At 60.6% G+C, this 21063-nt stretch carries 17 protein-coding genes; 14 read left to right on the plus strand and 3 right to left on the minus strand.

All coding sequences use genetic code 11. The annotated features are described in order from the left end of the window. Nucleotides 1-599 precede the first annotated feature (599 nt). Both D3227_RS42270 and D3227_RS27565 read left to right on the plus strand, forming a co-directional pair. Nucleotides 600-872, plus strand: a complete 273-nt coding sequence (locus tag D3227_RS42270; RefSeq protein WP_208646447.1) for a hypothetical protein — start codon at nucleotides 600-602, stop codon at nucleotides 870-872. 667 nt (nucleotides 873-1539) lie between these two features. Next, nucleotides 1540-2856, plus strand: a complete 1317-nt coding sequence (locus D3227_RS27565; RefSeq protein ID WP_120017417.1) for a tyrosine-type recombinase/integrase — start codon at nucleotides 1540-1542, stop codon at nucleotides 2854-2856. A gap of 220 nt (nucleotides 2857-3076) precedes the next feature. Here the strand turns inward: D3227_RS27565 and D3227_RS41805 are convergent, their stop codons facing one another. Continuing rightward, complete coding sequence (locus D3227_RS41805; RefSeq protein ID WP_167480874.1) at nucleotides 3077-3244, minus strand: hypothetical protein; 168 nt, start codon at nucleotides 3242-3244, stop codon at nucleotides 3077-3079. Nucleotides 3245-3810: 566 nt separating this feature from the next. Between D3227_RS41805 and D3227_RS27570 the strand changes: the two genes are divergently transcribed. Then, a complete protein-coding gene (locus tag D3227_RS27570; protein WP_120017418.1) occupies nucleotides 3811-4863 on the plus strand; it encodes an FAD-binding oxidoreductase in 1053 nt (350 codons plus the stop codon). Between the two features lie 23 nt (nucleotides 4864-4886). On the opposite strand, the gene D3227_RS27575 is transcribed toward D3227_RS27570, so the two are convergent. Then, complete coding sequence (locus D3227_RS27575) at nucleotides 4887-5732, minus strand: LysR family transcriptional regulator (RefSeq protein WP_120017460.1); 846 nt, start codon at nucleotides 5730-5732, stop codon at nucleotides 4887-4889. A gap of 33 nt (nucleotides 5733-5765) precedes the next feature. Next, nucleotides 5766-5909, minus strand: coding sequence for a hypothetical protein (locus D3227_RS41810; RefSeq protein ID WP_167480875.1), 144 nt, complete (start codon nucleotides 5907-5909; stop codon nucleotides 5766-5768). Between D3227_RS41810 and D3227_RS27580 the strand changes: the two genes are divergently transcribed. The 11 genes from D3227_RS27580 to D3227_RS27630 all read left to right on the plus strand — a co-directional run bounded on the left by D3227_RS27580 (nucleotide 5902) and on the right by D3227_RS27630 (nucleotide 20980). Further along, nucleotides 5902-6987: an amidohydrolase family protein gene (locus tag D3227_RS27580; RefSeq protein WP_120017419.1), complete on the plus strand. Its 1086-nt coding sequence runs from the start codon at nucleotides 5902-5904 to the stop codon at nucleotides 6985-6987. The two genes, D3227_RS41810 and D3227_RS27580, sit on opposite strands and share 8 nt — an antisense overlap. Continuing rightward, a complete protein-coding gene (locus tag D3227_RS27585; protein WP_120017420.1) occupies nucleotides 6987-7364 on the plus strand; it encodes a Rieske (2Fe-2S) protein in 378 nt (125 codons plus the stop codon). The genes D3227_RS27580 and D3227_RS27585 overlap by 1 nt, the downstream gene beginning before the upstream one ends. Before the next feature lie 30 nt (nucleotides 7365-7394). Beyond that, nucleotides 7395-8018, plus strand: coding sequence for an HD domain-containing protein (locus tag D3227_RS27590; RefSeq protein ID WP_120017421.1), 624 nt, complete (start codon nucleotides 7395-7397; stop codon nucleotides 8016-8018). A 673-nt stretch (nucleotides 8019-8691) separates the two neighbouring features. Continuing rightward, nucleotides 8692-9579 (plus strand): ankyrin repeat domain-containing protein, encoded by an 888-nt coding sequence (locus D3227_RS27595; protein WP_120017422.1) that lies wholly within the window; start codon nucleotides 8692-8694, stop codon nucleotides 9577-9579. Nucleotides 9580-9645: 66 nt separating this feature from the next. Next, nucleotides 9646-10836: an ABC transporter substrate-binding protein gene (locus D3227_RS27600; protein WP_120017461.1), complete on the plus strand. Its 1191-nt coding sequence runs from the start codon at nucleotides 9646-9648 to the stop codon at nucleotides 10834-10836. Between the two features lie 550 nt (nucleotides 10837-11386). Continuing rightward, complete coding sequence (locus D3227_RS27605; RefSeq protein ID WP_120017423.1) at nucleotides 11387-12907, plus strand: trimethylamine methyltransferase family protein; 1521 nt, start codon at nucleotides 11387-11389, stop codon at nucleotides 12905-12907. A gap of 52 nt (nucleotides 12908-12959) precedes the next feature. Beyond that, nucleotides 12960-15377, plus strand: coding sequence for an FAD-dependent oxidoreductase (locus tag D3227_RS27610; RefSeq protein WP_120017424.1), 2418 nt, complete (start codon nucleotides 12960-12962; stop codon nucleotides 15375-15377). Between the two features lie 151 nt (nucleotides 15378-15528). Beyond that, nucleotides 15529-16779 carry a pyridoxal phosphate-dependent aminotransferase gene (locus D3227_RS27615; RefSeq protein ID WP_120017425.1) on the plus strand — a complete coding sequence of 417 codons (1251 nt, stop codon included), beginning with the start codon at nucleotides 15529-15531 and terminating at the stop codon, nucleotides 16777-16779. A 121-nt stretch (nucleotides 16780-16900) separates the two neighbouring features. After that, on the plus strand, nucleotides 16901-17800 hold the full coding sequence (locus D3227_RS27620) for a LysR substrate-binding domain-containing protein (RefSeq protein ID WP_120017426.1): 900 nt from the start codon (nucleotides 16901-16903) through the stop codon (nucleotides 17798-17800). Between the two features lie 110 nt (nucleotides 17801-17910). Next, a complete protein-coding gene (locus D3227_RS27625) occupies nucleotides 17911-19590 on the plus strand; it encodes a thiamine pyrophosphate-dependent enzyme (protein ID WP_120017462.1) in 1680 nt (559 codons plus the stop codon). 19 nt (nucleotides 19591-19609) lie between these two features. Then, nucleotides 19610-20980, plus strand: a complete 1371-nt coding sequence (locus tag D3227_RS27630) for an MmgE/PrpD family protein (RefSeq protein WP_120017427.1) — start codon at nucleotides 19610-19612, stop codon at nucleotides 20978-20980. Nucleotides 20981-21063: the final 83 nt, after the last annotated feature.

The following is a 21063-nucleotide window of genomic DNA, read 5'->3' on the forward strand; positions in this document are numbered from 1 at the left end:
CCGCGTTGGGTCATGAGCGCTGGCTGGACTGAATGTCGGGTTTCTGGAAGGAAAATAGGTCTCGGAAGGTCCGATCAGGGTCAGGTCACGACGATGCCCACACCAACCTAAATGTCCGCTCTTGAATATTCGCAGCCTGAAGCTGTCAGTCCGCTCCCGGCCCAAAACAAGACGCTGATCGAGCGGCGGTAGCTGCTGCGCGCAGACATCCAGTCGAAGACCTCTGCCTACGGAAGGCCGTGGAAATCGCGGTGCACGAATTGCGAGTTCGGCATTTCAGTCGGTCAATCAGTACTTTGCGGGAATTCCGTGTCGAGCCGCATCGCTGCTATCCACGTTCGGGTAACACAGGGGTAACACCAAGGTCCCCTACGTCGGCTTCGGACCAACGCTCAGCGCCGCCATTTCCGCCAGGGCCACCACCCGCAAAGGTGCGGCATTTGCTGAAATTGGCCCCCACCCTCGTGGCAGTACCCGTAAGCCTGAGTCGATGCTCATTGAAATGGAACGCCCTGTGCCGGCAGGCCGACTGTGCGCAGCCTTGATCGGGACGGAGTTCGAAAGGGCGCGCCGGACTACTGATCTAGGTGCGCGAATGGATGTCGGCGCTCCAGCTCCCGACCGACCAGGAAAGCGGCCAGCATAGCAACGATGAGCGTCGGCACCAGCAAGTGGGCGTTGTGCAGCCCGACGCGACCGGCAAGTTCGCCCAGCAACCCCGGCATGGTCAGGATCGCGACGCCCCCAGCGAGCGCCGTCCGGGCACTCGCCCTGTCGTGCTGGGCGACGAGGGTCGCACCGATCGCCTGACCGGAGACGAGCGGAAAGAAGAGCGAGATTCCGAAGCCGAGGACGAACAGGCCGGCGATTGAGACCGCCGCATCGCTCGTTCCCCAATAAACTGCCTTCGGAGGACAGCGCGCTCTCTCGCACCGCACAAGTAGCCCCTCGCCTTTCGCACCGACACGCCTAGCTTCTGAAGCTGACGGCCTTATAGAATTTGCAACCGTCAAATTAGTGGGTGTGTCGGAAGCCGAGAAGCCGACCATTCGCCAAGAAGCGCAACATATAGGCACCTGATGTTCCTTTCCGCTATCCACCGGATGGCGCGTTCGCGTCAACGGAAAGACGGCACCGCGTTGCCAACCTTTCATCTGATGCTCGACCGCGGCTTTGGCCTGACCCGCGTAACCATCGCCATGTTGCATTCATGTCGCATGGATTTGCCGTTACCCGATGACAGCCATTGAAATTAAAGGGAAATCAGTTGCAACACGATGCAACATGAAATCAACAGCCAATATAACCTAAGTTATTGATTTTGCTGGTGATCCCGACAGGAATCGAACCTGTGACCTACAGATTAGGAATTTGTAAGACGCCGTTTCCTGTTGTTTCCCAATGCACGTCGTTGTACGATTGCGACGGTTCTAATGCATTAAAGTTGTTTATGTTTTCGTGCAGCGAGGCTATCGTGGCGTAGACGAACCAACAGATCGAACATCACGCAATCGCCGTACTAATGCCGTACTAATTGTCATGACAGACCTTCGCCTCGCCCTCACCGACCGCGCCATCGCAAGCCTCGAGCCGGCGTCCTCGGGCCAATATTTCGCTCGGGACACCGATCTTCCGGGCTTCATGGTGCTTGTGGGCAAACGGCGAAAGACATTTGTTGTCCAGGGTGAGCGACGGAAGGCAGGAAAGCGTCTTTCCGTCCGCATGAAGGTTGCCGAAGTTGGAGAACTCACAACGCGGGCAGCGCGGGCGAAGGCGAAGGATATTCTCGGCAAGATCGCCAACGGCGTTGACCCTCGCGCGTCGGCTCGCAAGCCCGACGGCGATGCTGCAGCGGTTGATTTGCCATCGATTTCGAACCCCATGCTGCGCATGGCCTGGGAGCGCTACCGTGACGGGCATATGAAGAACAAAGGCCGAAGCGATGGAACGATCAACAACTATCGTGATCACATCGAGCGGCTGTTGGCCGATTGGCTTGACGAGCCGCTTTCCAAGCTCGGCAACGATCCTTCTCTCGTAACCGTGCGCCACGAGAAACTTACCAACGAGAACGGCGCCTACATCGCCAATGGCTGCATGCGAACGCTGCGTGCCGTCTACAACCATGCTCGCAAAGTCGCCCGCACACTGCCTGCGGACAACCCGGTCTCAGCCATAGACTGGAATGCCGAACATCGGCGCAACACTGCGCTGGGGCTTTCGGATCTCGAGGCATGGTTCACCCAACTCGCTGCCTTGAAGAATCCTGTTCGACGGGAGTTGCATTTGTTCATGTTGCTCTCAGGCCATCGCCCTGAAGCGATCAGGAAGGCGCGGGTCGAACATGTCGACTTTCGCGCGCGCGTCCTGCACATACCCAAGCCAAAGGGCGGTGAGGTCAAAGCGTTCGACGTCCCCCTTTCGAACGCCATGATCCGCGGTCTGGTTCGGGTGATGCGCATTGGTCGGGCTCTCTACGCAGAGCAGTCTCGCGAGTGGCTGTTCCCGGCCGAGAGCGAAAGCGGTCACATCATCGAGCACAAGGAAAAGCGCAGCGATCTGTCGAAATGGGGAAATGATCTACGGCAGACGTTCCGCACAATCGCGCAAGCCGCGGGCGTTGCGGAGTTGGACGTTCACCTTCTGATGAACCACTCGATCCCGGGCGTTAATGCAGGCTACATCACACGCAACAAGCTGCTGAGCGATCACCTGCGCCATCAGCAAGAGGCCATCTCACGTCGGATGCTCCAAGCCGGACGGTCGCGATCCAAAGAGACGAAGGGTCAAACCGGTATTTGGCCTGCACTTGCGAGCAGGCGCATACTTTCTGACCTGCTGAGCGGCAAGGATTAGACGATATAGAGCACCTGCCCTCCGAAGGCAGAGGTCACAGGTTCGAATCCTGTCGGGTGCGCCAAATTATCTATATATTACAGGCTGCTAGATGGAAGGTAGGTCGCCGCGACTGAGAGTCGGGCAATTTCTCACGTAAGCAACGGACATCGGCTTTCTGCTGACCGCGCAGATGCCAATCGACGATGACGTGTGTAAAATACCGCAAATTACAGCAGTTTCAGGCGAAGTGGACAGCAGTGGCGAACTGACCGTTGCCCACGAGGGCAGCGCTCAAGCTGTCGGCGAAACTCTTCTCGGTGAAGGATACCCGGTCTTCGTGGACGTTCTCCGAGACGGCCGAAATGGGGCCGAAACCGGTCAGGCCGCTTCCAGTCGGATGGATCATAGAGCAGTCGTTCGGTTCAAAAAGATGATGTTTGGGATCTCCGCCCGCTCGCAATCTGGGCACCTCGCTGACCGCTATCCCGTTGAGCTGCGTGCGAATTCAAGAGTGCCGTTCGCGTCCAGCTCGGAGGTATCCGAAACTGATGCTTGAAGCTTCTTGCACAATGTGACGACGAGACCATGCCGCCGCGAAGGCCACATCTACCGCTGGCATGCTTATCATATCGAGGATCTGCGTGGCCTTTCGCAATCGAAGCGACAGGCAATGCCGCAAGGGAGTGGTGTTCAGTTGTTTGTCGAACAATCGCTCGACCTGCGACGCGCGACAGCGATACCCGTCTTGGCGGCAAACGCTGGTTGCCGCAGGCATCGCGTCGATGACATTTGCCGGCGAGGAAACTGCTCACCAAATTCTCCGAGACGATGCTTGGCGTTGACATAATATCGAAGCAAAGACGCTTCAGTCGGAAGCGGCCTGAACGCTTTTGGCGATCAATAAGGCGCAAGGACGAGATCGCTTGATCTGCTAGGGCGGGTCGATATTCCGTTCCTTCGAGGTCAGGCCGCATGGACGCCAATATCGCTCTCATCGACACAGGATCGCCAGCCCGCCGCTTGCATCCTTGCCTCTGCACAGACCGCATCCAAGAAACCGGCGACGTCGTCACACTGGTGTTTAAGAGGGCCGACGGGCAAGGGTTCGATTTCCTAGCCGGGCAGTTCGTCACGATACGCTTCTCCTGGGGTGGCCAGCCCTACGCCCGAGTGTTCACCATCGCCTCCCCGCCAACCCGCCCGGACCGCATCGCCTTAACAATCAAGGCTGCGGCGGATGGCAGGGCGACGCGCATCCTGCATGATCATTTCGGCGAAGGCAGCGCTGTCGAGATCAGCGACGCTGCCGGCGACTTCACGCTGGAAGGCCGCGCCGTCGAGAAGGCATTGTTCCTATGTGCCGGCAGCGGCATCACGCCGCTAATGTCAATGATCAGAGCGTTGTACGATGACGGCAAGGGCCTGGACGTCGCGTTCATCCAATGCGCACGCACGCCGGATGATATCCTTTTCGCCCACGAACTTCACATGCTGTGCGACCGCATGCCAGAACTGCGGGTGGAAACGGTGTGCAGCCAAGCATCGAGCTCTCCCAATCCACGTGTCATCGGCCGGCTGGACATGGCGCGACTGGCGCGGCTAGTTCCGGACGCGACGGCACGGACGGTCTTCCTGTGCGGACCTGCCGGCTTCATGGAGGCGATGCGCCGTCACCTGGTCGAACTCGGGGTTCCGTCCGGCCGGATCTTCGAGGAAGCCTTTGACGTCGCGCCGGCGACCGCGAAGACGATGTCCACAGGTGCGAAGGCCACCGTCGCCTTCGAGCGCTCCGGCGTCCGCTGCGAAGCCGGCGACAACTCCACGATCCTGGACCTGGCCGAAGCCGAGGGTGTCTACATCGACACATCGTGCCGGATGGGCGTGTGCGGCACCTGCAAGGTCAGGCTGATCGCGGGCGAAGTTGACTTGAACGATATGGGCGGCCTGTCGGACATGGAGCGCCAGGACGGTTTCATCCTCGCCTGCTGCAGCACCCCAATGGGCGACGTCACCATCGACCTTTAGAGTCTCTTCAGGGTTCTGGCTTCTTACGACGTCATCAGTTTGAGCGCCTTGAGCAGGCGAACGTGGGTGTGGGAATGATGGTTCCTGACATGCACGGCCGAATAGATGGGATGTGATATCTTCGGCGCATCGGCAACGAGCTGCGCCACGCCTTCCTGCCGCAGTTTCGTCGCCACCGTCTCGGTGACGAAAGCGGTTCCGCCCCGGCTTCGCAGCAGGTAGGTGACAGCGCCGCCGTTTCCGGTCGAGACCGGGCTGTTTTCCAGTTCCGGCAGCATCTGCTTGTGGGCGCGGTCGAAGAAGGCCGAATAGTTGGCACGGATGTAGCCTGCCGGCGTGACCTCGCCGAAGGCAAGGCCCTGCGTCGAAACCATGACGAAATTCTCCTCGGCGATCTGCTCGTAATGCATGTCCGGCAGGTATTGCGGCGAATAGAGCACCGCCAGATCGAGGCTGCCGGTAGTCAGATCGAGGATCATCTGGTTGGAGTAGTCGATCTCGACATAGATCGCCAGTTTCGGCATCGTCGCCCGCACCCATTCCAGCCATCCTTCCAGCACGCGTTCGTAAAGTTCGAACTGGATGCCGATGCGGATCAGCCGGTCGAACTTGCCGACCGACTGGATTTCGCGGCGGGCGTCGAGCCAGCGCAGCCTGACGGCGCGCGCATGCTCCTCGAAGCGCAAGCCGGCGACCGTTGGTTCGGTGCCGCTCTTGCCGCGGATGAAGAGCTGCTTGTCCAGGAGCGTCTCGAGCGTGCGGATGCGGCTGGAAACGGTCGACTGAGTAATGCCCAGCCGCTCCGCCGTCCTGTTGAAATTGCGGGTTTCGATCAGGTCCAGGAACGTATCCAGCAGTTCGATCTGCATATCGGCCATCCAGTGGGACAATTGCCGCAACGGCTATCGCTTTTTCGCCGTGCTCTGCAACGGGTAATCGGATTCTTCGATTAACATCTCGCCCCTCGCTGTGTTGCCGGTCCAGCGGTCGAAGCGCACGGTTGCTTCATCCATCCCACCCATGGCAGGCAAAGCATCCATGTTCATCGTCGACACCGACGTTCACAATTACTGGTCCAGCGCCGAGGTGCTGCTCCCCTATCTCGAACCCTACTGGCGCGATTTCCTGGTGCGCGGCGAAAAACCCGGCCCGACGGGAAGCTTTCCTCACGGCCACCGCCCCTGGCTGCATCCGGAGGGCTTTTCGCGGCACGATATCCGCCCGCAGACCGAGGAAGACAACTACCTGATCATGAAGGAGAAGCACCTCGATCTCTACGGTATCGACGTGGCGATCCTCACCGCCGATGAGCCGCTGGAAGCCTCGACGCTGGCCAACTACCACTACGCCAACGCACTGGTGAAAGCCTACAACGACTACATGATCGAGTGGTGGCTACCGAAAGACCGTCGCTTCAAGGGATCTATCATCATTTCGCCGACCGACCCGCATGGCGCGGCAGCCGAGATTCGGCGGCTCGGCGGCCACAAGGACATCGTCCAGGTTCTGGCAAGCCACGGCTCGCAGCGCCCCTATGGCGATCCTTTCTACCATCCGATCTACGAGGCCTGCGCAGAGGTAGGCCTGCCCTTCGCCATCCATTTCGGCGGCCAGGGCGGCGTCAACCACAATGCCGTCGCCAGCGGACCGACCACCTACTACTGGGAAACGCACGCGCTGCTCAGCCAGCCGGCCATGACCCATGTGGTCAGCATGATTTCCAACGGCGTCTTCGAGAAATATCCGGAGCTCTACTTCGTGGTCATCGAATGCGGCGTGTCGTGGGTACCCTCGCTGATGTGGCGGCTCGACGCCAACTTCAAGGCGTTGCGCAAGGAGACGCCGTGGCTGAAGATGCTGCCGTCGGAATATTGCCGGCGCAACATCCGCTTCAGCACCCAGCCGCTCGAGCAGCCGCAGAACGTCAAGCACCTCTGGGAGACGCTGGAGCACATGGACGGGCAGAACACGCTGCTCTTCGCCTCCGACTATCCGCACTGGGACTTCGACGCGCCGACCAATCTGCACATCCCGCCAGCGTGGCGCGAGAAGGTGATGGGACTGAATGCGCTCGAGGTCTACAAGCGCATCGAGGCTCCGGCGGCCACCGCGAGGGTCGCCTGATGACCGCCACTGCCGCCGCCCCCGCGCTGACCTTCGCTTGCAAGACCGCGGACGTCGCGGTCGGCAAGCCGAGGATCGTTCCTTACGGCCGCCTCAGCGTCGGCATCTTCCAGCTCGAGGATGGCTATGCCGCCCTGCTCAACGTCTGCCCGCATCGGGCGGGACAGCTTTGCGAAGGGCCGATTTCCGGCACCACCAGGCAAACAGACAAGACAGAGTTCGTCTACGAGCGCGCCGGCGAGATCATCCGCTGCGCCTGGCATGGATGGGAGTTCGACATCCGGTCCGGCAAATGCCTTGTCGACGAAAAGCTGAAGGCGCGCACCTTCCCCGTGCATGTCGACGGCGACGACATCTATCTCGAAATGGGCCGCTGACCGCCGCAAGCAGCAATTGGAGTTTCGACAATGGACACCGTGAAGTTCACCCAGATGAAGGATGGCGACCGCGAGGATTATGCCTTCCTGACCGAACACGAAACCGAATATGCCGCCGGCACCGCCGACCGGCTGCTGACTGCGATGGTCGAACTCGACAAATCCCTGTCGGGCTACAAGGTGACCCGGCTCGGTCACTCGCTGCAGGCTGCTACGCGCGCCTGGAATGCCGGTGCAGACGTCGACTGGGTGGTATCGGCTCTGCTGCACGACATCGGCGACATCTACGCCCCATACAACCACGACGAATATGCCGCCGCCATCCTGCGTCCATTCGTGCGGGAGCAATGTGCCTGGGTGGTGGAGAAGCATGGCGACTTCCAGCTGGTCTATTATGGCGAGCATGTCGGCGCGAACCCGCACAAGCGGCACGCGTTCAAGGGAGCCGCCTATTTCGACGACTGCGCCGAGTTCTGCGAAAAGTGGGACCAGTCGAGCTTCGATCCGGACTACTCGACGCGCCCACTCGATTTCTTCGCGCCGCTGGTGCGCGAGGTCTTCGCCCGCAAGACCTATGATCCCGCCGTGGTCCGCTCCGGCCAGAGGGAAGCTCTGTCGAATGCGGCGCTCGCCAGGACACGTTCGGCAACGTAACGAACGCTCTTGTGCCCAGAAAATTTTCGATGGCACGGCCGCCCTATTGCAGGGCGCCCGGTGATCTAGATATTTTCCATTGAGAGCAGCGAGCTGCTGCCGTATGGCAAACGAGTTAGTTCGAACATTCAGAGGCCGGCTGTCCACTAAGGGTTAGGAGCAAACTCGGCCATTCTGGATCCGATGTGAACGTCCGCTCTTAGGCGATGCACAAGCTGACTTCTATGGCCGACATTGGGCGCATTGCTGACCGCCAGCCTTGGGGCCGATACTTGACTGTCAGGTCTCGGCTGGAATTTGCGATAAGCGCCTGTTCAGCAACCGACCCCAATCACGACCTTTCTGCCTAACTGGAAGCGACCCGAAACCAGCCATTCAAGAGGCATCCGGCATTTGGCGGGTCGGACCGGAAGCCGGTTCCTGCGGAAATGATGAGAAATCCGACGCTCGATGATAAGCGCCAATATCGCGATGTCGGTTTCCATAGCCTCGGCTTGCCGACAGTCAGCATCTTGAAATTTCGGCCCACGCGAAGCGCGATCATCCCGTTGGAGACCGGGTTGCTGGAGGTCAAAGCCGAGGACGATTGATTTTACACGGCAAGGCGTTCGTAGTAGCCTCTTCCCCTACCTGAAGCATGCCGCGTCCTCCACGTTTGACTGAGGGGTGTCGAATGCGTGTTCTGCTCCCGACTTTATTCCTGCTTCTGCACATTCCGATTGTATCGCATGCCGCCGCCATCCACGATGCCGCCATGCAGGGCGATGTCGCGGTTATCGCGGCGGCGCTCGATGCGGGCGCAGATGTAAATGAGAGCGATGGAGCCGCGACGCCACTCTATCTTGCGGTCTTCATGGGCCATGTCCAAGCAGCAAAGCTGCTCATAGAACGTGGTGCCGACGCCAACACTCCGACGGCCTTGGGTCTCCCACTGATGGCGGCTATGGGCAACGACAAGATCGATCTCTTAAACCTATTACTGGACGGGGGCGCAAATCCAAATTCCGAAGGTGGCGGCCAACTCGCCCTTCATCTCGCCATCAGTCTCGCTTGTCTCGACTGCGTGAAGGCACTGGTCGAGGCCGGCGCGGACGTGAATGCGAGGGCAGAGGACGGCAAGACACCAATCCATCTGGCTACACGTTCGACACAACGCGAAGTTGCCAACTATCTGATGTCGCACGGCGTCATCTTGCCAACTCCAGCCCCGATCTCGATGAAGCTGGCATCTGCCGATGTGGAGAAGGGCCGAACCTCCTTCGTCCGCATGTGTGACCACTGCCACGGTGCCGATCCACAGGGAGGGAACCGAACGGGAGCGAACTTGTGGAGCATCGTTGGCCGCGATAAGGCCTCTCTGGCCACCATACATTACTCTGACGTCTTGCTGGGCTGGGAAGGTGTGTGGACGTATGAGGACCTGAACAAATTCTTGCTTGAGCCGATGGCCACCACGCCGGGCGTGGCCATGGAAGTGCCTGGTGTCTCGGACGAGGTCGAACGGGTCGACCTAATTGCGTACTTGCGCACGCTAAGTGACAAGCCGAACCCGCTGCCCTGAACCAGCGCCGCCAGGGCCGAGTTCACTCTACTAAGGCGTGCCCGAAAAAAAGGGAGCTCCATCGTGATATCCCGACGTGGTTTTTGCTTCGCTGCTGTTGCATCTGGAGCTGCCATAAGCGTCGTCGCGAAGGCGATTGCCGCCGACAATTCCGCCGCGGTGACGTCTCAAGGGGAAGTTGACAGCTTGGTTGCAGCTGCCCAGGCTGAAGGCCAGCTCACTGTCATTGGACTGCCACGCGACTGGTGTAACTACGGTGCCGTCATCGATGGGTTTAAAGCGAAATACGGTCTCACCGTCCATGAGGTGCAGCCCTACATAGGATCCGATAAACAAATTGAAGCGTTGAAGGCCGCCCGGTCCAGAATGGGACCCGCTATGCCTGACTTTATTGACGTAGGGATGGCCTTCGCGGCTTCGGCCAAGCAGGACGGTCTGTTGATGCCATACCGGGCTCAAAGTTCGCAGGCGGTGCCAGAAAATGCCAAGGATGCGCAAGGCTACTGGTCTTGCAGCTACTACGGGGTGCTCGCCTTCGAGGTCAACGCGAATCTCATTCGGAAGATTCCCCTGGATTGGGCAGAACTTGCTGCGCCGGAGTATAGAAATTCCGTCGCCCTCGCGGGCGATCTGGCGTCAAATCAGGCAATCATGAGTGTTTTCGCCGCCGGACTGTCAGCGGCAAATGGCACTTCTGAAAAAGCCGCCGAGCATGGTTTGTCTTTCTTCGCCGATCTTGTTCGGAAGGGCAATTTCGTGCCTGAAGTCGGTGATGCAAAATCGCTGGTTGACGGACGTACCCCCATCATCCTCCGCTGGGATCACCTGGCGTTGGCCGATCGCGATAGGCTCAAGGGGACAACGGCAATCGAGGTTGTTAGGCCGAGGACCGGTGTCCTTGCGGGCATGTACGCGCAAGCAATCAGCGCCTTTGCTCCCCATCCAAATGCTGCCCGCCTCTGGATGGAGTATCTCGGCTCGGACGAGGTGCAGCTCATGTGGTTCGGGAGTCACTGTCGCCCAACGAGGATTGCAGGCCTTCTTTACGACCGAAACGGTCCAAGCGCCGGCCGGGATAGTCCATTGAGCGCCGAACCCGATGAGCCGGTATTTCCGACCCTTGAGGAGCAGGAAAAGGCAAGGGCGACCATAACCAAGGGCTGGGACGATATCGTCGGCGTCAAAGTCAAGTGCGCGCCACCCGAGCAGGACCTGAGCCCGATGTCACTCAATCAAGCACAGCACTCAAATACCTAAGAGGGAGCTCCATCCTCTCTGCAGCGAAAACCAACTTATTGCTTCTTGTTTTTCCAATTCGGACATGGAGAATGAATGGGATTAGCCGGCCTTCTTACCTGAATGAGCGAGGAGCCGGCGTAAGGTTGGGCCACCCATGTCCGCTTCCGGGGTCCTGTTATGGCGCATTGATGACGGGCAGCCTTGGGCCGAAGGCGGTCAGTCCGCTTTCGGGAAGCATTTTGGCTGGAGCGGTCGTTCAACTCGCGATCTCATCTCCGACGTAATCCCTTTCTGCAGCGCCCCCGGAAAGCCGAACGCTCGACTTGAGCTAGTAGCGACTGCATCGCGCCATGAGATGAAGTTTCACGCGCCAATTTTGAAGGTCCGCTATCCCTACTGGAGATTTATCGCGGACCGGCCATCCTGCGGCTGAAAAGCACTGAGCGTCCTGCTGTACCACGGTCGCATCGGCGAAATCGACTCATCATCAGGTGAAGGGTTTTCAATTGCCCTGCATGCGCAAAGCCCATCAACTCTTCAACGACGATCGAACCTTTGTGGGGCGGGCATGCGAGCAACGGCCAGAGTGCGCAGGGTGCGCGACGGCAGACTGGAATTCTCCAAGGAGTGGCTGCAGCTGCGCAACCCGCATGCGCCGATCTCCGTTCTGGATGAGTGCCAGATCGAGCGGATTCACGACGCCTCGATGACCGTGCTTGAAGACGTTGGCATGCGCATCCAGGACGAAGAGGCGCGCAAGCTTTTTGCTGGCGCCGGCTTTACCGTCGACCATCCGACCGAACGTGTGCATTTCGACCGTGAAGGCTTGCTTGAACTCGTCGCCAAGGCGCCGTCGATTGCAACAGTGCGTGGTCGCGATCCGCACAAGAAGCTGTTCATGGGCGAAGGCCGCGTCGCCTTCACCGCGGTCAGTGGCCCGCCCTTCGTTTCCGATTTGGATCACGGTCGTCGCGCTGGCACATTTCGCGATCAGGAAAACTTCCTGAAGATGACGCATATGACGGATGTGCTGCAGATCGAGGGCGGCACCAGCGTCGAGGCCCAGGATCTGCCGGCGGACACCCGTTACCTCGATTTCTACCTGGCCTGCTGCAAGCTTTCGGACAAGCCGTGGAAGCCGCTGACCATCGGTCGCCACCGTGCCCGCGATGCCATCGAGATGGCCAAGATCTGGTACGGCGAGGACGAGGAAAGCCTTGCCGCCAATCCGGTGTTCTTCGTCAACACCAACACCAACACGCCGCTGGTGCTGGATGGCGAGATCGCGCAGGGCGTCATCGAATATGCGCGACTCGGACAGGTCGTCTGCGTGACGCCTTTCGGTCTTGCCGGTGCGATGGCGCCTGCCACGGTGGCTGGCGCGCTGGTGATGCAGAATGCCGAGACACTGGCCTGCTGCGCGCTGACCCAGATCATCCGTCCAGGCTGCCCCTACATCTATGGCGGCTTCATCTGCAACGCCGACATGAAAACCGGATCGCCGGCCTTCGGCACGCCCGAATTCACCCTTGGCGCGCAGGCCACCGGCCAGATGGCGCGCCGTTATGGCCTGCCGTGGCGCTCGTCCAATGTGAACGCGTCGAATGCACCGGACGCGCAGGCGGCCTACGAATCCATGATGTCACTGTGGGGTGCTCTGACCGGCCATGCCAGTGTCTTCAACCATGGCGCCGGGTGGCTGGAGGGCGGCCTTGTTGGCTCCTACGAGAAATTCATTCTCGACATCGAGATGGTGCGCATGATGTGCGCCTGGATGACGCCGCTCACCGTCAATGACGACACGATAGGTCTCGACGCGATCAAGGAGGTCGGTCCTGGCGGCCACTTCTTCGGCACCGCGCATACGCTCGCCCGCTACGAGAACGCCTTCTACAAGCCGCTGGTTTCCGACTGGTCGAACTTCGAGAACTGGCAGGACAAGGGCAGTCCCGACGCCGCCCGCCGCGCCAACGGCATCTGGAAGCAGATGGTCAACGAGTATGAGGCGCCCGCCATCGACCCAGCGGTGATCGAAGAACTCGAGGACTATGTCGCGCGGCGCAAGATCGAGCTCGAAGCCCTGCGCTAAGTGCTTCCTTCCCCGCGCTCTTTGAAAACCAAACAGATGGATTTCTGACGGAATGGATACACATGCCCGCGTGGTGGTGATCGGCGGTGGGATAACTGGCTGCGCCATCCTCTATCATCTTGCCAAAAAGGGCTGGAAGGATGTGGTGCTGCTGGAGCGTTCGGAACTCACCTCCGGCTCGACCTGGCATGCGGCCGGCAATTTGTTTTCGCTGACCAGGCCGTCCAACGCCCAGCGGCTGCAGGTCTATACAATCAACCTCTATCCGGAAATCGAGCGGGAAAGCGGACAGCCCGTCGGCTACCATCCAACCGGCGGCATGCATCTGGCGGCGTCCGACGACGAGGTGACGACGCTTGCCATCGCTCGTGCGCGGGCCCGCCGCAACGGTGTCGAGGCCGAATGGATCACCTTCGAGGAGGCAAAAGATCGTGCGCCGGTCCTTGATACGAAGAGCCTTAAGGCGGTGCTGTGGGAGCCGATCAAGGGCCATGTCGATCCATCCTCGGCGACCAATGCTTTCGCTGCCGCGGCCCGCAAACTCGGCGCCAAAATCCACCGCCACACACCGGTGATCGCGACGACGCCGCGCGCCGATGGCGGGTGGGATGTCGAGACGCCGGGCGGCACCATCCATGCCGATGTCGTCGTCAATGCCGCCGGCCTGTGGGCGCGCGAGGTCGGCGTGCTGGCCGGCATCAAGTTGCCGCTGCTGCCGGTGGAACATCATTACCTGATCACCGAAGCGATCCCCGAGATCGAGGCGATGGACCACGAACTGCCGACGATCGGCGAGAGCGAGGCCGGCTATTATTCGCGGCAGGAGGGCAAGGGCATTCTGCTCGGCGCCTATGAGACCACCTGCCACCACTGGTCGTCCAACGGCACGCCGCTCGATTTCGGCCACGAGCTCCTGCCCAACGACCTGTCGCGGATGGATCACAATTTCGAAGTGGCGATGGACCGCATGCCATGCCTCGGCGAGGCCGGCATCAAGCGCGTCATCAACGGGCCAATGATCTTCTCACCAGATCTTGGGCCCCTGCTCGGGCCGCATCCGGAGCTGAAGAACTATTTCTGCGCCTGCGGCGTCATGAGCGGCCTGAACCAGGGCGCCGGCATCGGCAAGGTGATTTCGGAATGGATCGTCGAGGGCGAGCCGGAGATGGATGTGAACTTCTGGGACGTTGCCCGCTTCGGGCGCTGGGCCGGCAAGCGCTTCACCTTCGAGCGGACCAAATACTACTACGAGAACCGCCAGGAGCGTCCCTATCCGCATCTTGAATGCGCCGCTGGCCGTCCGGTCCGGACGTTCCCTGCCTATGCCGCGCAGAAAGCGAAGGGGGCGGTATTCGGGTTCAACAATGGCTGGGAACAACCGCTGTGGTTTGCACGGCCTGGCGACGAAAAGCGCGACATCTTCGGCTATGCCCGCCAGAACTGGTGGAACACGGTCGGCGAGGAGTGCCGGGCGGTGCGGACCGCCGCCGGGCTCTTCGAGATATCGACATTTGCCAAATACCGCATTTCCGGAGCTGCTGCCCAAGCGTGGCTGAGCCGGGTTCTCGGGGGACGAATTCCCCGAAAACCCGGCGTGGTTGCGCTGTCGCCGATGCTTTCCAAGAAGGGCCGCGTGATCGGCGATCTGACTGTGTCGAGGCTCGACGACGAAAGTTTTCTCCTGCTCGGTGCAGGAACGATGCAGGGTCAGCATATGCGCTGGTTCTCCGAGCACGCACAGCCAGATGCCGTGATCGAAAACCAATCGGACACCTGGGCCGGTATGATGCTCGCCGGACCCAATGCCCGCAAGATCCTGGCCAAGGTGACGCAAGAGGACGTATCGAACGCGGCCTTTCCGTTCCTGCGGGTCAAGCGCTTGGAACTTGAAGGCGCGACCGACGCTATCGTGCTGCGGGTCTCGTTCTCCGGCGAACTCGGCTACGAAATCTATGCACCTGCCATGTATCAGGCCGGCCTTTACGAAGCGCTGCTCCGTGCCGGCGCCGATCTCGGCCTGGTGCCCGCCGGCAACAGAGCGCTGGCCAGCTTGCGCATCGAAAAAGCCTTCAAAAGCTGGGGGCTCGATCTCGCTCCCGACTATACGGTCATGGAAACAGGCATGGACCGTTTCGTCGACTGGAAGCGCAGTGGGTTCATTGGTGAGGAAGCCGCGCGCAGGCATCGCGAGCAAGGTGCGTCGGAGCACTTCGTCACCCTGGTCGTCGATGCCGGCGATGCCGACTGCTCTGGAGGCGAAGCGATCTTTCGCGATGGGGAATATGTCGGCTACGTGACCTCCGGTGCCTATGGCTATTGCGTCGGCGAGAGCCTCGCGCTCGGCTTTATCCGTCGGCACGCATTCGAGGCGGATGCCAGGGTTGAGATCGAAATCAACGGAAAGCATCTGCCTGCCAAGATCACAGAGGGTGCGCGTTTCGATCCAACCGGCGCCCGGATGCGGGGTTGAGATGGCGATCCGGAGCCGCGGCTTCGACGCGCGATTTGTCGATCGTCTTCGCACAGTGCTCGGCGTTTGAGGGACGCGCGCGTCCGCACGGCCAACGGGTAAAGGGCGCCCGACAGGGCTACCTCAGAAGGAAATTGGAGCAGCGCCGTATATGATAACCAGCAGTGTCCTTGGCCGGTTTCGCCCGTCGCCTATTGCCGGCATATTTTCAACCGTTGAACGCTTGCGACGCGAAGGCCGCGATCTTCTGGATTTTTCGATCGGGGAACCTGATTTCGACACGCCCTCCCACATCCGCGAAGCGGGCATGTCGGCTATAGAACGGGGGCAGACGCGTTACACGCCAATCGACGGCAGCATCGACCTGAAAAGGGCAATCCGCAGAAAGTTCCTGGTCGAAAACGGTCTGGACTATCCGATCGATCATATTGTTGCCGGCATGGGTGCCAAGCCGTTGCTCGCCTCAGCTGTGCAGGCGGTTCTGTCTCCTGGCGACGAAGCAATTGTCTCGACACCATGCTGGCCTTCACATGTCGGCATGATCGAGTTGGCGGGCGGACATGCCGTCAAGGTCGTGACCAGCATCGACAGCGGATTCAAGATGACGGCTTCGCAGCTTGATGGTGCCATCAATCCGAGGACCCGGCTGGTGATTCTTTGCTCGCCGTCGAACCCGACAGGCGCGGTTTATAGCGAGACAGAGTTGCGTGAGTTAGCCGAAGTACTGCTTCGCCATCCCCAGGTCGCCATTCTCTCGGATGACCTTTACGAGCATATTCTTTTCGACGGTACGCCCTTTCACACGATCGCTGCGATCGAACCACGACTGTTCAATCGCACCATGACCGTCAATGGACTGTCCAAAGCCTATGCAATGACCGGTTGGCGTATCGGCTTCGCCGGAGGCCCGCTCGCATGGGTCAATGGCGTTCGTCAGATCTACAGCCAATGTAGCGGTGGACTCTGCTCGATCAGCCAGGCGACCGCGATCGCTGCGCTGGAAGGGCCCAAGGACTTCCTCGCCGATCGGGCCTCGCGGTACCAGAGCCGGCGCGACCTGACCCTCCAGGCCCTTGGGGCAGCAAATGGATTGAGAATTATGAAACCGCGAGGGGCATTCTACCTGATGCCCGAATGCAGTGGGCTCATTGGGACGAGGCGATCCAACGGCGAGATGATCACTTCGTCTGGCGATTTCGCCCGTTACCTCTTGGAGGATTGGAGTGTCGTGGTTGTGCCGGGCGAAGGGTTCGAATGCGGCCCATATTTTCGCATCTCGATCGCGACTTCGGAGGCAAATTTGACACTCGGGATGCGTCTCATCGCAGAGGCCAGTCGCGTTCTTGCCGACACGACAGGGCAGATACAATTGCGGACGTCACAGACATCATCGGTGGGCTAAGCTTGCCTGGCGCCCGGCGCTCTCCCATCCAGCGTTCATTCTTCCGCTATCCCCACAAAGCGCCTATGTATTCTGCAAAAGCGCCGCCGACGGTCGCGCCCGGTGGGTAGGAGTTACAGAAATGGCGAGGCGTTTACCTCCGTTTGCCGCGCTGCGGGCGTTCGAGGCCGCCGCACGCGCCGGCAGCCTGGCCGACGCAGCTGAAGAGCTGCTGATTTCAAGCTCGGCGGTCAGCCACCAGATCAAGTCGCTGGAGACCTTCGTCAGCGCCAGGCTCTTTGTGCGCGAACAGACCGGCCTGAAGCTCACTGAAATCGGCGAAAAATATCTCGAGGGACTGGGCGACGCCCTCGACCGGATCGAGGCCAGCACGCTGTCTGTCATGCAGAACACCAAGAATGGCGGCTTGACCATCCATCTTTTTCAATCGCTGGCGCAGATGTGGCTGATCCCGCACCTGGACGATTTCCTGTCGGCCAACCCCGAGATTTCGGTCAAGCTGATCACCAAGCCGGACGATATTGAATTCTCCGGTTCCAGCATCGACATCGACATCCGCTATGGCATGACGGCGCCTGAAGAGCACACTTGCGAGAAGCTGATTGACGAGGTGATCGCGCCAGTCGTGTCGCCGGACTATCTGCGCCATAACGGCCCAATCGAGACGCCTGAGGATCTGCTCGGGCGGCGGCTGATCGGTTGCGATTACGTGCCGCACGAATGGGATTTCTGGTTTGAGAAGATGGGCGTGCAGGACTCGAACCAGACGCCGAAACTGATGTTCGATTCCCGTTCGCACGCTTTGCTCGCCGCCAGTGAGGGAATGGGTGTGGCGATGAACCGGCGACCTTATGGTGATATTCTGTTGAAGCGAGGCTCGTTGATCACACCCTTTGCCGGCGAGGTTAGAACCGGCGGCGCCTACTACTTCATTGCGCCGAAACGCTCGGCGGGGCTCGCCCGCGTCAAGCATTTCAGGGCTTGGCTACTGTCGCTCTGCACTGGACTTGGAGCCGAATAGGACGCCGGTGTTGGCGTTTGTTGCCGGACGAAATCAATTCATCGGCGCCGAAATTTTATTCGATTGAGACGCCGGGGACGCACCCCTACGGTCCGCGAAAAGGCGGGACAATGGTGCGAGACGGCGGTCGAATTCTGATAAACGCGCTCCTGCAAAACGGCTGCAAGGCCGTCTTCGGGGTGCCCGGCGAAAGCTATCTGCCGGCGCTCGATGCGCTGTGGGAAGACGCCAACTCCATCCGCTATGTCACCTGCCGGCATGAAGGCGGCGCCAGCTTCATGGCGGCCGCCCATGCCGATGCGACCGGCGAACCCGGTGTGTGTTTCGTCACCCGTGGCCCTGGCGCGATGAATGCGTCAATCGGACTGCACGCCGCCTATCAGGGGTCGACGCCGCTCATCCTTCTTGTCGGTCAGATCACCTCGGCACATCGCGATCGAGAGGCCTTCCAGGAAATCGACTATCGCCAAGTCTTCGGGCCGATGACGAAATGGGTGGCCGAAATCGATCATCCCTCACGCATTCCCGAATATCTCAACCGGGCGTGGCGAACGGCAATGTCCGGCCGGCCCGGCCCGGTGGTGCTGGTGTTGCCGGAAGATGTGCTGAAGGCGCAGAGCGACATCGCCGACTTGAAGCCGGCAATTCTGACGCCGGTCGCGCCGCTGGCGTCCGACATGGCTGGCATCGAGCTGATGCTAGCGCGATCCGAGCGGCCGCTGCTGCTGCTCGGCGGCGCCAACTGGACACGCGCCGGCCACGCCGCCATCATCGCCGCCGCCGAACGCCTTTCCGTCCCAGTCGCCGTCGGCTTTCGTCGGCAAGGCCTGTTTCCCAACGACGACCGGAACTACATCGGCAATCTCGGCTTCGGCGGCGCTCCGATGCCCAACGATATTTGCCGCGAAGCCGACCTGATCATCGCTGTTGGCAGCCGGCTGGGTGACGGTACCACGCTGAAGTTTTCCCTGATCGCGCCGGTGCCGCATTGTTCGCTTGTCCATGTGCATCCGGGCGCTGAAGAACTCGGCAGGCTCTATCAGGCCAATCTGCTGGTGCAGTCCGACCCCAATGCCTTCGCTGCCGCCCTGGCCGCGCTGACACCAAGCAATGCAAGCACAAGACACGCCGCGTTTTGTGCCTCGGCACGCCGCCGCTACGAAACAATGCTTGAGCTCGCTCCGCAGCCGGGACCGGTCGACATGGGGGCGGTGATGCGCTTTCTGAGCAAGCGGCTGCCGGCCGATGCCTTTATGACCACCGGCGCAGGCAATGCCTCGGACTGGCCCAACATCCATTTCAGCTATCGGCGTTTTCGCGGCGGACTGGCGCCGGTGTGTGGCGCCATGGGATTTGGCGTGCCGGCGGCGGTTGCCGCCAAGATCGCCGACCCCGACGCGCCGGCCGTCTACATCGGCGGCGACGGCGATTTCCTGATGAACGGCCAGGAATTCGCGACCGCGATCCAGTACGGCCTCGATCCGATCTTCATCATCGTCGACAACCAGTCCTACGGCACCATCCGGATGCATCAGGAACGCGCCTTTCCAGGCCGCAATTCCGGCACGGGGCTCACCAACCCGGACTTCGCCACCGTGGCGATCGGCTATGGCGGCCATGGAGAAACGGTCGAGACCACAGACGATTTCGCGCCCGCCTTCGAACGCGCCATGGCGAGCGGCAAGGCGGCGATCATCCATATCAAGGTCGGCCCCGACCATCTTGGGCCGAACATGACTGTGTCTGCCCTAAACAGCCGGCGCACCGTCAGGCAGCGGCTGTCGAATTGAACCTGGGAGAGGATACAGCGTGATCAGTTTTTCAAAGTTTGCCGGCAGCCTGACCTACGATGCCATTCCTGAAGAGGTACGAGCCATCCTGAGGCGCAGCTTCGCCGATACGCTCTGCGTGGCGGCGGTGGGCTCGACCACTGAAATCTCATCGATCACCAAAAAGATCGCCGATCGATTGTGGCGTTCGTCGCCCGAGGCAGGTGCTGCGCGCATGATCTTCGATGGGCGGCCGGTCAGCCCGGCGGGAGCCGCTTTCGCCGGCGCTTTCACCGTCGATTCCATCGATGGACATGACACCACCAGCGCGTGCAAGGGCCACGCCGGCTCGGCGGTGTTTCCGGCATTGCTGGCCGTTGCGGATTCGCTCAAGGCATCGGGCGTCGTACTCTCCGGCGAGGACTTCATGGTGGCGCTGGCCGTCGCTTACGAGATCTCCTATCGCGCCGGGCTGACGCTGCACGGCACCGTACCCGACTATCACACCTCAGGAGCTTGGACCGCAGTCGGGGTGGCAGCCGGCGTGTCTCGCCTGCTGGGCCTCAGCCAGGAACAGACGCGCCATGCCGCCGGCATCGCCGAATACCATGGCCCGCGCAGCCAGATGATGCGCTGCATCGACTTCCCGACCATGTTGCGCGACGGCGTTGGCTGGGGGGCGCCTTCGGGGGTCATGGCAGCCTATATGGCGGAACTCGGCTTCACCGGTGCCCCGGCAATCACCGCCGAAGGGCAAACCGCGGAGCCTTGGTGGCACGATCTCGGCCAGGCATGGCGCGTCGCTGAAGACACCTCGTACAAACCCTATCCGGTGTGCCGCTGGGCGCATCCATCGATCGATGCCGCGCGCGACCTGATGCGCGACAATGGGCTTTCCAGCAAGGACATCACCCGCGTCCGTATCCAGACCTTCCACTATGCCGTCCGGCTTGCCGGCCACAATCCCAGGACGCTGGACGAGATGAGCTATTCGATCGCCTTCCCGGTAGCGACGATGGTCGTGCGCGGCAAGATAGGGCCGCAGGAGCTTCTGCCCGAGGTGTTGCAGGACGAAGAAATCCGCCGCATTTCCAACGCCACAGAACTGGTCGAAACCGAGCACTACACCCGCATCAGCGTGGGCAAGCGCTGGGCCGACGTGACGCTTTACCTCAGGGATGGTCGCAAGATCATGTCCGAGCCGCGCACGCCGAAAGGCGACCTCGACAATCCGATGAGCGCGGAAGAATTCCATAGCAAATATGCCAACTTTACCGATGGTCTGGTCGGCAAGGGTCGGGCGGTTGACATGGAGGCGATGGCACTGTCATTCGACGATCTGGATAGCAAACTACTCGGCTCTCTGATCGACCTGATCGTTGCGCCGCTCGACGTTGGCCACCGGCAGTGACCTGCGTGGCCTCAATCCTTGTGCCACCGGAATTATTCTCATATCGCGCTGAATGCTTTTCGATCCCATCGCGCCGGCCAACC

This window comes from Mesorhizobium waimense (genome assembly GCF_003601975.1).
GTDB classification, from domain to species: Bacteria; Pseudomonadota; Alphaproteobacteria; order Rhizobiales; family Rhizobiaceae; genus Mesorhizobium; species Mesorhizobium waimense.